12 protein-coding genes are annotated in these 12,760 nt (G+C 72.6%); 9 read left to right on the top strand and 3 right to left on the bottom strand.

Going from position 1 to position 12,760, the window contains the following annotated elements; translation table 11 throughout:
* Positions 1–17: 17 nt before the first annotated feature.
* The 7 genes from JOD51_RS08105 to JOD51_RS08075 are packed head-to-tail and all read left to right on the top strand — an operon-like array spanning position 18 to position 8,071.
* Positions 18–1,238, top strand: coding sequence for a toxic anion resistance protein (locus JOD51_RS08105; RefSeq protein ID WP_204607791.1), 1,221 nt, complete (start codon positions 18–20; stop codon positions 1,236–1,238).
* An 18-nt stretch (positions 1,239–1,256) separates the two neighbouring features.
* Positions 1,257–1,829 carry a hypothetical protein gene (locus JOD51_RS08100; protein WP_204607790.1) on the top strand — a complete coding sequence of 191 codons (573 nt, stop codon included), beginning with the start codon at positions 1,257–1,259 and terminating at the stop codon, positions 1,827–1,829.
* Entirely contained in the window at positions 1,826–2,386 is a 561-nt protein-coding gene (locus JOD51_RS08095) for a TerD family protein (RefSeq protein WP_204607789.1), read from the top strand. The genes JOD51_RS08100 and JOD51_RS08095 overlap by 4 nt, the downstream gene beginning before the upstream one ends.
* A complete protein-coding gene (locus JOD51_RS08090; protein ID WP_204607788.1) occupies positions 2,383–3,303 on the top strand; it encodes a hypothetical protein in 921 nt (306 codons plus the stop codon). Before JOD51_RS08095 ends, JOD51_RS08090 begins: the two co-directional genes overlap by 4 nt.
* A gap of 3 nt (positions 3,304–3,306) precedes the next feature.
* Positions 3,307–4,473 carry an HpcH/HpaI aldolase/citrate lyase family protein gene (locus JOD51_RS08085; protein ID WP_204607787.1) on the top strand — a complete coding sequence of 389 codons (1,167 nt, stop codon included), beginning with the start codon at positions 3,307–3,309 and terminating at the stop codon, positions 4,471–4,473.
* Positions 4,470–7,253: a phosphoribosyltransferase domain-containing protein gene (locus JOD51_RS08080; RefSeq protein ID WP_204607786.1), complete on the top strand. Its 2,784-nt coding sequence runs from the start codon at positions 4,470–4,472 to the stop codon at positions 7,251–7,253. The genes JOD51_RS08085 and JOD51_RS08080 overlap by 4 nt, the downstream gene beginning before the upstream one ends.
* Positions 7,250–8,071, top strand: a complete 822-nt coding sequence (locus tag JOD51_RS08075; RefSeq protein WP_204607785.1) for an HAD family hydrolase — start codon at positions 7,250–7,252, stop codon at positions 8,069–8,071. The genes JOD51_RS08080 and JOD51_RS08075 overlap by 4 nt, the downstream gene beginning before the upstream one ends.
* Before the next feature lie 87 nt (positions 8,072–8,158).
* Here JOD51_RS08075 and JOD51_RS08070 read toward each other — a convergent pair whose 3' ends face one another.
* From JOD51_RS08070 to glgA, 3 genes are all read right to left on the bottom strand, one after another.
* Positions 8,159–8,407, bottom strand: coding sequence for a type B 50S ribosomal protein L31 (locus JOD51_RS08070; RefSeq protein WP_071275272.1), 249 nt, complete (start codon positions 8,405–8,407; stop codon positions 8,159–8,161).
* 139 nt (positions 8,408–8,546) lie between these two features.
* Entirely contained in the window at positions 8,547–9,329 is a 783-nt protein-coding gene (locus tag JOD51_RS08065; protein WP_204607784.1) for an ABC transporter ATP-binding protein, read from the bottom strand.
* 138 nt (positions 9,330–9,467) lie between these two features.
* Positions 9,468–10,664: a glycogen synthase gene (gene glgA, locus JOD51_RS08060; RefSeq protein ID WP_204607783.1), complete on the bottom strand. Its 1,197-nt coding sequence runs from the start codon at positions 10,662–10,664 to the stop codon at positions 9,468–9,470.
* Between the two features lie 47 nt (positions 10,665–10,711).
* On the opposite strand from glgA, the gene glgC reads away from it, so the two are divergent.
* Both glgC and serB read left to right on the top strand, forming a co-directional pair.
* On the top strand, positions 10,712–11,953 hold the full coding sequence (gene glgC / locus JOD51_RS08055; protein WP_204607782.1) for a glucose-1-phosphate adenylyltransferase: 1,242 nt from the start codon (positions 10,712–10,714) through the stop codon (positions 11,951–11,953).
* 26 nt (positions 11,954–11,979) lie between these two features.
* Positions 11,980–12,657: a phosphoserine phosphatase SerB gene (gene serB, locus JOD51_RS08050; RefSeq protein WP_204607781.1), complete on the top strand. Its 678-nt coding sequence runs from the start codon at positions 11,980–11,982 to the stop codon at positions 12,655–12,657.
* Positions 12,658–12,760 lie beyond the last annotated feature (103 nt).

The raw sequence follows: 12,760 nt of genomic DNA, 5'->3' as shown, positions 1-12,760 counted from the left end.
GTCACAGGAGACCACCGATGCCCGGACCGCTCGCTCCGCCGGAGCCCACCGACCCGTCGCAGGACGCCCTCGTCCTGCGCGCTGCCGACGCCGCCGACGTCGTCACCCCGGACGACGCTCCGGGCATGGTGCCGGTGGATGCTGACCGACAGGCGCAGATCGCGGCCCAGGCGCGGGAGTTCGTCGACGAGGTCGCGAGCCTCGACCCGCGCTCCCCCGCGTTCACCGAGAAGGTCGACGGCATCAACGCCATCGCCGGCTCGGAGATCGCCCGCTCCGGTGGGTTCTCGTCGCGGATGCTCGAGCGGTCGCAGTCGTCGGTCGCCGGCGCCAAGCGCTCAGGTGACGACGCACAGGTGAAGGTCGCCACGACCCTCGGCGACCTCCGCTCCACGGTCGAGGACCTCACGCCGAACCAGGCCGACCTCAGCACCGGTCGCAAGATCCTCGGCATGATCCCCGGCGGCAACAAGCTGGCGAAGTACTTCCAGCGCTACGAGTCGGCACAGACCCAGCTCGACAAGATCATCAAGTCGCTGATGGCCGGGCAGGACGAGCTCCGCAAGGACAACGCGACGCTCGCGGACGAGAAGGTCCAGCTGTGGGAGACCATGCAGCAGCTGAGCGAGTACGCGGTGTTCGCGAAGGCGCTCGACGCGGCGACGGTCGCGAAGATCGAGAGCCTGCGGAACGGCGGCCGGGTCGAGGAGGCGCAGAAGCTCGAGGCCGACGTGCTGTTCCCGGTGCGCCAGCGCCACCAGGACATCCTGACCCAGCTCGCGGTGTCGGTGCAGGGCTACCTGGCGATGGACCTGGTCCGGAAGAACAACACCGAGCTCATCAAGGGTGTCGAGCGTGCCCGCACGACGACCATCGCGGCCCTCCGCACGGCCGTCGTCGTGGCGCAGGCCCTGGCCAACCAGAAGATGGTCCTCGACCAGATCGACGCCGTGAACAACACCACGAACGCGATGATCCTGCAGACCAGCGAGATGCTCCGCGACCAGACCACGCGGATCCACGAGCAGGCCACGAACTCCGGCGTCAGCGTCGAGACCCTGCAGAAGGCCTTCGACAACGTGTTCCAGACGATGGACGCGATCGACTCGTTCCGCTCCCAGGCCGCGCAGAACATGTCCTCGACGGTCGCGGCGCTCGAGTCCGGCATCCAGCGCGCGAAGCCGTACCTCGAGCGCGCACGTCAGACCGACGACGACCCCCGATCGGTCACGCGATGACGCCTGCGGTCGACTGCCGTGCGTGATCGTCTGCGCGCACTGTTCGGCCGCGACGACGACGACCAGGACCGCCGGGTCGCCGACCCGGACGCCGAGACCCCGGCGTCCGCAGCGGCCGCTGCGGCGGCCCGCATCGACGTCCGCGGCTCGGGCGGCGCGGCCGACGACGCCGCGGCCGCAGCCGGCCTCGACGACCTCCGGACGATCGTGCGCGCAGCCGGGGCCGACCTGCCGACGGTCGTGTCCTCGCGCGTCCGACACGTCGAGGACCTCCTGCGCGAGGCCGCCGGCACGGTGATCGCCCGGGGCGCCTCGACCGAGCAGCGGTACCTGTTCCAGGCGATCGTCAACGACTACCTGCCCACGCCCGTTCGGACCTACCGGTCCCTGCCCGCAGCGGACCGGACCCCGGAGAGCGCCGCCACGGCGACCCTCGCCGGCCAACTCGACGTCGTCGCGGAGACGGTGGAGGACATGCACGAACAGATCAGGAGCGGTGCAATCGCCGAACTCTCCTCGCACGGCCGGTTCCTGCGGGACCGCCTGGGTGACGGCGACGAGGGCCTGCGTCTCCGCGGAGCCGACTCGTGACCGGGCAGCTCGTCCCGGGCGCGAACGCTGCGCTGACCGCAGAGAACCCCGGCCTCACGTCGGTGGTCGTCGGCATCCACTGGGACCAGATCGCCAGCCGGGGCCCGTCCGCCGAACTCGTCCCGATGGCGATCGTCTGTGGTCCGGACGGCCACGTGCTCTCGGACGAGGACCTCGTCTTCTTCAACCAGATCGAGAGTGCCGACGCGTCCGTCCGGTACCTGGACGAGTCCGACCAGGAGGAGATCGACGTCGACTTCGCGTCGATCCCGGAGACCGTCGACAAGATCGTCTTCGCGGTCTACCTCGACCCGGATCCGCGCTCCCCGAAGGACCTCGGATCGGTCCGGTCGATGTCGGTCCGCGTCTGCGCCCCGGACGGCCGCGAGCTCGTCGCGTTCCCGCTGCCGTCGGAGCGGAACCACCTGATCGACGCGGTGATCCTCGGTGAGCTCTACCGCCACCGCTCGGAGTGGAAGTTCCGCGCCGTGGGCCAGGGCTACACGACGGGTCTGACCGGCCTGCGCGCCGACCACGGCATCGGCCGCGCGCGATGACGTCGGGGCACCCGTTCCTCCGCCGTCGCGTCCGTCCGACCCCGCCCGGCCAGGAGGCCCGCCCGACCGCCGCCTCGCACGGCACCGCCGCCTCGTCGAGCCCCGGCGCCTCGTCGAGCCCCGGCGCCTCGTCGAGCACCACCGCCGCCCACGGCGGGCCGATCTCCCGCCCGGCAGCGCCGGCAGCGCCGGCACCCGCCGCACCGACGAGCTCCGCGCCGGCGAGCTCCAGTGGTGGGCTGAGCCTGTCCTTCGGCCGCCAGCCCGCGCCCTCCGCGGACCGGACCCCGGCACCCCGTACCTCCGCCGCGCCGACGTCGGGCGCAGCCCGCGTGCCCGCACCCGGCGCGACCGCGCCCGCCCAGCCCCGTCCCGACCGCATCGCGCGTCGGCTGGCGGAACGGGCCTCCCGGATCCGTCCCTTCCCGGCACCGGACCCGCGTGACGTCCGCGTCCTCGGTCCCGAGGACCCGGTGGTCCGCATCGACCGCCGCCGTGCAGCCGTCGGCGCACTCCGCGTGACCGGTTCGACGAGTGCCGCGTGGGAGTCGGTCGACCACGTCGTGGGCGCGGCGACCGCCGACGGCGCGAGCGCCGGGCGCACCGTCACCACGCGGGGCAACCGTCCGCTGGTCGGCTACGACGGCGCCGACGTGCTGGTCGCCCTCCGCCACGTCCGCGAACTCCGCCGGGCACTCGTGATGGGCCGCGGGTCGGACCGGCTCGTCATCGGGCTGCACGACGGCACCACCCTGGCGGTGGACCCCGGTGACGCCGACACCACCACGATCCTGGCGCTCTCCGTCATCGACGGCGAACTCGAGCTCCGCGCCGAGCCGTTCCCCAGGGCGACCCACGACGGCGACGTGTTCGCCGCGTTCGGGTTCCTCCTGTCCGCCCCGACCGTCGGAGTCTGATCCGTGCGCCACTTCGCCAACATCGCCGACCAGGAACCACTGTTCCTCCGACCACCCGAGGACGTGACGCGGGACAGTCCGCAGGACCTCCGCGCCGTGGCCCTCGGTGCCACGCTGTACACGCCCGGGATCCGGCCCGACCTGGTCCGTGACGTCCGTCGCCAGACCGAGCTCGGTGCCGGTTCGATCGTGCTCTGCCTGGAGGACTCCGTCGCCGACGACGACCTGCCCACGGCCGAGGCGAACGTCGAGACCGCGCTCCGCACCCTCACCGAGGAACTGGACCTGGCGACGCTGCCGCAGCTGTTCCTCCGCGTCCGGACTCCCGAGCACTTCGCACGCCTGCTCGACCGCTTCGGCAGCCGGGCACTCGACGTCCTGGCCGGCATCGTCCTGCCGAAGTTCGAGAACCCGGACGGTGCCGGTGCCCGGTGGTTCGAGGTGCTCGACGCCGCGAACGCGGGCCGCGCACCCGGGTCCCGACTGCTCGTGATGCCGATCCTCGAGTCCCCCGGGATCATGCACCGCGAGTCCCGCACCGAGGCCCTCGCCGACGTCCACGACCTGCTGCTGGAACGGCGGGACGACGTCCTGGCGGTCCGGATCGGCGCGACCGACCTGTCGAGCGTCTACGGCCTCCGTCGACCATCGCACCTGACCGTCTACGACGTGCAGGTGCTGGCCTCGGTGATCGGCGACGTGGTGAACGTCCTCGGTCGTGCCCGCGACGGCTTCGTCGTCGCGGGGCCGGTGTGGGAGCACTACCCGGACTCCGACCGGGTGTTCCGCACGCAGCTGCGCACCACGCCGTTCCAGGAGGCCGGGGACCTGAAGCTCCGCCGGCAGCTCCTCCTGGAGGGCTTCGACGGACTGCTCCGCGAGGTCACCCTCGACCGCGCGAACGGCCTCACCGGCAAGACGGTCATCCACCCGCGCCACGTGCCGCTCGTGCACGCGATGTCGGTCGTCAGCGACGAGGAGTTCTCGGACGCCTCCGACGTGCTCGCGAACGCGACGGGCGGGGTCGCCGCCTCCCGGTACGGCAACAAGATGAACGAGATGAAACCGCACCACGCGTGGGCGGAGCGCACCATGCTCCGGGCCCGGGCGTTCGGTGTGGCCACCCCGGACGTGACCTACGTCGACCTGCTCGAGCGGAGCCAGCCGTGACCACGCCCACCCCCACCGCAGCCCCGACGGGGTCCGTCCTGCCGACGCCCGACGAGCTCGGCGTGGTCCTGACGGACGAGCCCACCGCCGGTACCGCGTCCACCTCCCCCGGCGTCCCACTGGCGTCGCTCGTCCGGCTCGCACTCCGGCGGAACCCGCGCCGCGCGCACCTGCTGGTGTCGACGGTGCTCGCGAAGCACGTGCCGACCGTGCCCGCGGTCGCGCTGCTCGCCGGTGAGGCCCTCGGAGCCCGCGTCGCCGACGTCCTGGACGGCGGCGCACGCCTCGACGCCGGGGCCGCCACGCGCCTCCGGGAGGTCCTGGACCTGCAGGCCGTCCTCGATCAGCGGTTCGACACGGGCCAGCAGTTCGACACGGGCCAGCCGGTCGTTCCGGGCCAGCAGCGGGAGACCGACCCAGCGACGGGTGCGGCGCCGGACTCGGGCCACGGGTCCGACGCCCTGCACCGTGCCGCCACGACGCTCCGCACCGACCTCGCCGCGGTCCGGCCGACCCTGCCGGACGTCCTCGTCCTCGGGTTCGCCGAGACCGCGACCGCCCTCGGCGCGACCGTCGCCGAGGCCCTCGGCGCCGGGTACCTGCACTCGACCCGCCACGACCCGCCCGGGGCGACACCCGCCGCCGGCTTCGACGAGGCGCACTCGCACGCCACCGCGCACCGCCTGCTCCCGACCGAGGACGACTGGCTGCCGACCGACGGCACCGTGGTCCTGGTCGACGACGAGCTGAGCACCGGCGCGACGGCCCGCGCCACGATCCGCGCCCTGCACGCCGTCGCACCGCAGCGGCAGTGGGTCGTCGCGGCGCTCGTCGACCTGCGCTCCGACGCGGACGTCGCGGCGACCGACGCCCTCGCGACCGAGCTCGGCGCGCCCGTCGCGGTCGTCGCCCTCGGGCGGGGCCGGGTGTCCCTGCCGGACGGACTCACCGACACCGCTGCGGACCTCGTCGCCGCGGCCGCCGCACCGCTCACCACGGGCCCGCTCGACAACGCAGCATCGTCCAATGGTGTCCCGACGTCGGACGGGAGGCCCACGCCGGGCCCGGCACGCGCCTCCAGTCCCGAGACGGTCACCGCACCGCCCACCGCGGTCGACCGCACCGGCACCCCCGCCGCGCGCGTCCGCACTCCGCGGACCGACGTCGAGGGCATCGCCGCGGACCTGGCCCGGGTGCTCACCGACGCATCGGGCCGGGTGCCGGACCGGGTCCTGGTCCTCGGCACCGAGGAGCACATGGCCACACCGCTCGCGATCGCGGACGCACTCCGCCGTCGGACGACCGCGGACGTCCGCTCGTCGACGAGCACCCGCTCCCCCGTCGCGGTGTTCGACGACCCGGCCTGGCCGATCCGATCCGGTATCCGGCACCGCTCCCACGACGTGACGGTCGACGGCCCGGGCGAGCGGTACGCGTACAACGTGCACGGGTTCGACGCGGTCGTCGTCGTGCCCGAGCCGGGCACCGACCGCGGATCACTCGAGGGTCCCGACGGCCTGCTCGACGTCCTGGCCGCCGTGACACCCCGTGTGGTGGTCGTGGACAGCGCACTCGAACCGGCCGGTGCTGCGCCGTCGTCTCCTCGGCCGCTGACGGGGCCGTCCTTCGGGTCGTACGAGCCGGACGAGGTGACCTGGCTGCTGCAGGACCTGGCCGACGCGGCGCTCGAGGCCGACACCGCCGACCGCGAACGGGCCATCCAGCTCGAGGGAGCGAACTACGCCGAGTCGCTGCCCGTCGAGTACGTGCCGTCGGAGTCGTACGAGGAGCTCTACCGTGACGCCCTCGGCCGATCGGCGGACCGCATCGCCGAGGCGGTCGGCATCGTCACCGACCTGGTCCTCCGCGACCGCCCGAACGCCGTGCTCGTCTCCCTCGCCCGTGCCGGCACGCCCGTCGGGATCCTGATGCGCCGGTGGGCCGAGCAGCAGCGCGGCGTCCGCCTGCAGCACTACACGGCGAGCATCGTCCGCGGGGTCGGCATCGACGAGACGGCGCTCCGCTGGCTCGCGGCGCACCACGACGCGTCCCAGGTCGTCTTCGTCGACGGCTGGACCGGCAAGGGCGCCATCACCCGCGAGCTGACCGACGCGCTCGACCGGTTCGCGGCGACCGACGGCGTGCGCTTCGGCGACGAGCTCGCGGTCCTCGCCGACCCGGCCGGCTGCACGCCGCTGCACGGCACCCGTGACGACTACCTCGTGCCGTCGGCGTGCCTCAACTCGACCGTGTCGGGGCTGGTGTCCCGCACGGTGTTCAACCGCGCCTGGACCCCGGAGGGCACGCTGCACGGCGCGAAGCAGTACCGCGAGCTCGGTGCCCGCGACCACTCCCGCTCGTTCGTCGCGACCGTCGCCGAGCGGTTCGCCGCCGTCTGTCCCCGGGTCGACGCGGCCGTGGCTGCCGACGGTGGCCCGGCGTCGCGCGCGGTCGACTGGCGCGGCATGCGGACCGTCGAGGCGATCGGTGCCGAGTACGGCATCACCGACCTGCACCTGGTGAAGCCGGGTGTCGGCGAGACCACCCGGGTGCTGCTCCGTCGTGTCCCGTGGCAGGTGCTCGTCCGCGACCCGGACGACGTCGACATCGCGCACGTCGTCGCCCTGGCCCGGGAGCGCGGCGTGCCGGTCGTGACCCGGCCCGACCTGTCCTACAGCTGCGTCGGACTCATCCACCCGCTCGGCAGCCGGGTGTCGGACACGGGTACGGACACCGCCGCGGACGCCATCGACCCCACCGGCACGGGGCCCGCCGCATGAGCGCCCTCGTCGGGTTCGACCTCGACCGCACCGTCGTCTACTCCGCCGCCGCACTCATGCTCGACGGCCCGGACGAGGACGCCCCCGCGCTCGTCGTCACCGAGGTGTACCAGGGCCTGCCGCTGTCGTTCATGACCCGTCGTGCGGAGCGTGCCCTGGAGGCCCTGGCCGAGACGTCCGTCGTGGTCCCGGTGACCACCCGGACCGTCGCCCAGTTCCAGCGCATCCGCCTGCCGCTGCCGTCCACCGGCTGGGCCGTGACGACGAACGGCGCCGTCGTGCTGCACGACGGCGTGCCGGACGAGTCCTGGACCGCCACCCTGCGCGACGAGGTGGCGGCGACGTCGGCGCCGCTGCCCGAGGTCGAGCACCGGCTGGCCACTGCGCTGCCCGAGGGGTCGGTCCTCCGCACCCGCCGCGCCGAGGACGTGTTCGTGTACGCGATCGTCGAGCGCTCCGAGTTGCCGGACACCGCCGTCGAGGCCTTCGCCGCCGAACTCGCCGAGCTCGGGTGGCGGGTGTCCGTGCAGGGCCGGAAGCTCTACGCGGTCCCGACGCCGATCCGGAAGGAACGTGCCCTGGCCGCCGTCGCCGAACGCACCGGCGCGACCCGCACGATCGCCGCGGGTGACTCGCTGCTCGACCGGGAGATGCTCGCCTGGGCGGACGTGGCGATCCGGCCGGCGCACGGTGAGCTGCACGCCGTCGGGTGGACCGCGCCGAACCTCATCGTGACGCATGCGCAGGGTGTCCTGGCCGGCGAGGAGCTCGTCCAGCTCGCCGCTGCTGCCGCTGCCGAGGCGACGTCCCGCGCCTGATCGGCAGGCGATCCGATCGGAACGCGGAACGGGCAGCCCTCCCGGAGGAGGACCGCCCGTTCGCACTCCCAGCGGGAGCGAGGCTGCTTACTTGCTGAAGCCCTTGAAGCGCTGGTTGAACTTCTCGACGCGGCCGGCCGAGTCGAGGATGCGCTGCTTGCCCGTGTAGAACGGGTGCGAGGCGGACGAGATCTCGACGTCGATGACCGGGTAGGTCGCACCGTCGAGCTCGATGGTCTTGTCGCTGTTCGCGGTCGAACGCGTCAGGAACGTCTCACCGGAAGCCAGGTCGCGGAAGACGATGGCGCGGTACTCGGGGTGGGTTTCGGTCTTCATGGGGATTCCTCGGTGGATCGCGATGACGGAAGATGGGAAGTCGTGTGGCCTACGCCAGCGGACCACGTTACCAGACGACGGCCCCGATCGGGAGCGCGAGGCGCTGTGTCGTGGTGGGTCAGGGCTGTGTCGCGCCCGGTCAGACGGCGCGGGCGGTCCAGCGTCCGGCGTCGTGGGACACCGTCAGCTCGACACCGAACGCGGTGGAGAGGACCTCGGCGGTCAGGACCTCCGCGATCGGACCGGCGGACTGCACGTGCCCGTCGGCCAGGACGAGCGCGTGCGTGAAGCCCGCGGGGATCTCCTCGACGTGGTGGGTCACGATGACGATCGCCGGCGAGTCCGAGCTCTGCGCGTAGCCGCCGAGCGTCCGCACCAGGCTCTCGCGGGCACCGAGGTCGAGCGACGCGGCCGGCTCGTCGAGGAAGAGCACCTCGGGGTCGGTCATCACCGCACGGGCGATCTGCACGCGCTTCTGCTCGCCGTCGCTCAGCTCCCCGAAGCTGCGCTCGGTGAAGGCGCCGAGGCCCCACTCCTCGAGCACGCGCTGGGCACGGCGGACGTCGAGTTCCTCGTACTCCTCGTTCCAGCGGCCGGTGACCGAGTACGCGGCGGTGAGGACCACGTCGATGACCTTCTCGGTCATCGGGATCCGACGCGCCAGCGCGGTCGACGCGAAGCCGATCCGGGGGCGGAGCTCGAACAGGTCGGCGCCGCCCAGTTCGGTCCCGAGGACCTCGACGTCGCCGGACGTCGGGAACGTCTGCGCACCCGCGATCTGGAGCAGCGTGGTCTTGCCGGCACCGTTCGCACCGAGCACCACCCAGCGCTCGTCGTCCTGCACCTCCCACGAGATCCCGTCGAGGATGGTGGACCCGTCACGGACCACGGAGACGTCTGACAAGCGCACGACCGAGGGCATGCCGCCAGCCTACGCGAGCGCGGTGCGCTCCCCCGTCAGCGCCGCGCGTGCGGCGGTCGACGGGCGGCAGACGGGAGGCCCGGTGCCGGTCTCGAGGACCGGCACCGGGCCTCCAGGCCGTCGGCGCGTGGGACGCGGTCAGCGACCCGCGAGCACCTCGTCGTAGACGGCACGTGTCTTCGTGGCGATCGCGCCCCAGGTGAACTCGCTCTCGACGCGGAGTCGACCGGCGCGCCCCATGAGCTTCGCGAGCCCGAGGTCGGCCAGCACCTCGTTCAGGGTCGCGGCGAGGTCGGCGACGTACCGGTCCGGGTCGGTCGGCGTGCCGGTGCCGTCGGTCGCCTGGTCGATCGGCACGATGCGGCCGGTCAGACCGTCGGCGACGACCTCGGGGATGCCGCCGGTCTTCGTGCCGACGACGGGGATGCCGCACGCCATGGCCTCGAGGTTCACGATGCCGAGCGGCTCGTAGATCGACGGGCAGACGAACACGGTCGCGCTCGAGAGGACGTTGACGATCTCGCGGTGCTCCAGCATCCGGTCGATCCAGACGACGCCGTTGCGGCGGGTCCGCAGGTCCTCGACCAGTCCGGTGACCTCGGCGAGGATCTCGGGTGTGTCGGGAGCGCCGGCGCAGAGCACGACCTGGACGTCCTCGGGCAGGGACGCCACCGCACGGAGCAGGTAGGGCAGCCCCTTCTGGCGGGTGATCCGGCCGACGAAGACCACGCTGGGGCGGTCCGGGTCGATGCCGAGCGCCCGGACGGCGTCGTCGTCGCGCTGGGGCTTCCAGTCGTCGATGTCGATGCCGTTGTAGACGACCTTCACGCGGGACGGGTCGATCGAGGGGTACGAGCGCAGGATGTCCGCGCGCATCGCCTTCGACACCGCGACGACGCCGTCGGCGTTGGTGAACGCCTCGCGCTCCATCCAGCTGGACAGGCGGTAGCCGCCACCGAGCTGCTCGGCCTTCCACGGACGGAGCGGCTCCAGGCTGTGGGCCGTGACGACGTGCGGGATGCCGTGGGTGAGCTGCGCGAGACGCCCGGCGGAGTTCGCGTACCAGGTGTGCGAGTGCACGAGGTCGGCGCCCTCGACGTCGGCAGCGATCTGCACGTCGGTGCCGAGCGCCTGCAGCGCACCGTTCGCCTGCTCGAGGCCCGCCGGGGTGCGGTAGGCCCACACACCCTGTTCATCGCGGAAGCCACCGAAGGCCCGGACACGGACGTCGGTGTCCGTCCCGGACCGCAGCGCCGCGGTCAGCTGGGCAACATGGACACCGGCACCGCCGTAGACCTCCGGCGGATACTCCCTGGTCAGTAGATCGACTCGCACGCGTTCAAGGTAACGGTTTCCCAGTGCTGACGCCTACTGTGAGCGACATGGCAACGAAGAAGGTATTCGGCATCGTCCTGGCCGGCGGCGAGGGCAAACGGCTCATGCCGCTCACCGCAGACCGTGCGAAGCCGGCCGTGCCGTTCGGTGGGAACTTCCGCCTCGTGGACTTCGCGCTGTCGAACCTGGTCAACTCCGGGCTCAAGCGCATCGTCGTCCTGACGCAGTACAAGTCGCACTCACTCGACCGGCACGTCTCCCAGACCTGGCGCATGGAGGGGCTGCTCGGCTCCTACGTCGCCTCCGTCCCCGCACAGCAGCGGCTCGGCAAGCGCTGGTTCGCCGGCTCCGCCGACGCGATCCTGCAGTCGCTGAACCTGATGCGCGACGAGCGGCCCGACATCGTCGTCGTGGTCGGCGCGGACCACGTGTACCGGATGGACTTCTCCCAGATGGTGGAGGCGCACATCGCCTCGGGCCGCAGCGCCACCGTCGCGGCGATCCGGCAGCCGATCGAGCTCGCGGACCAGTTCGGCGTCATCAAGGTCGACGACGCGGACCCCACCCGGATCGAGGCGTTCCTCGAGAAGCCCAAGGACGCCACCGGCCTGCCCGACTCCCCGCACGAGGTCCTGGCGTCGATGGGCAACTACGTCTTCGACGCCGACGCCCTGGTGGACGCGGTCCTCCGCGACGGCCAGATCGAGTCGTCCGACCACGACATGGGCGGCGACATCATCCCGGACTTCGTCGCACGTGGCGACGCCGGCGTGTACGACCTGCAGCGCAACGAGGTCCCCGGGTCGAACGACCGTGACAAGTACTACTGGCGCGACGTGGGCACGATCGACTCGTTCTTCGACGCCCACATGGACCTGATCGCCCCGGTCCCGGTCTTCAACCTGTACAACCAGGACTGGCCGATCTTCAACCAGCAGACGAACCTGCCGCCCGCGAAGTTCGTCCGCGACGCCAACGGCAACACCGGGTCGACGGTGGACTCCATCGTGTCGCTCGGCTGCCTGCTCTCCGGGGCCCACGTCGAGCGCAGCGTCATCGGCCCGTGGGCGACGATCGACTCGCAGGCGAAGGTGCTCGACTCGATCGTCTTCGAGCGCGCGACCATCGGAGCCGGCGCGATCGTGAACCGGGCGATCCTGGACAAGGACGTCGTCCTCGCCGCGGGCGCCCACGTCGGCGTGGACCGTGAGGCAGACGAGGCCCGTGGCTTCACCGTCACCGACTCCGGCATCACCGTCGTCGGCAAGGGCGTCCGCGTCGAAGCCTGACCCCGTCCGCTCCGCGTCGTGACCCCATGACGTCACGGGGCACCCGACCCCGCTACCGTGGTCGGGTGCCCCGTTTCCTCGTCGTCCTCGATGCCGATTCGACCCTGCTCGAGGACGAGGTCATCGAGCTCCTCGCCGACGCGGCGGGGACCCGGCCACAGGTGCAGGCGATCACGGAGCGCGCCATGCGCGGCGAGATCGACTTCGCCGAGAGTCTCCGGGAGCGGGTCGCGACGTTGGCGGGCCTCCCGGTCGACACGTTCGTCCGCGCCCAGCAGGCGGTCCGCGTCACCCGCGGCGCCGATGAACTCGTCCGCGGCGTGCACGCCGCCGGCGGGACCGTCGCCGTCGTCTCCGGCGGCTTCCACGAGGTGCTCGACCCCTTCGCCACCGGACTCGGTCTCGACCACTGCCGGGCGAACCGACTCGAGACGCGGGACGGCGTGCTGACCGGGCGTGTCGCCGGCGCCGTCGTCGACGCGTCGGCGAAGGCGGAGGCCCTCCGGACCTGGGCCGACGCGGACGGGGTACCGCTGGCCCGGACGGTCGCCGTCGGGGACGGGGCGAACGACCTCGCGATGATGGCGGTCGCGGGGCTCGCCGTCGCCTTCGACGCGAAACCGCGGGTCCGTGCGGAGGCGGACGTCGCGGTCGTCGACCGCGACCTGTCGGTCGTGCTGGCCGCGCTCGGCCTGCGCGGCTGACGCGCCGCTGCGCCGGGCGGCGGCTGCGCCGCGCGCGGCGGGCGTGGCGTGGCGTGGCGTGGCCGAGCCTCGGCCCCGCGGACAGTTCGCGCCGCCGAACGGC

The organism is Curtobacterium herbarum (assembly GCF_016907335.1).
GTDB lineage: Bacteria > Actinomycetota > Actinomycetes > Actinomycetales > Microbacteriaceae > Curtobacterium > Curtobacterium herbarum.
This window is presented reverse-complemented; position numbering and strand designations above follow the sequence as displayed.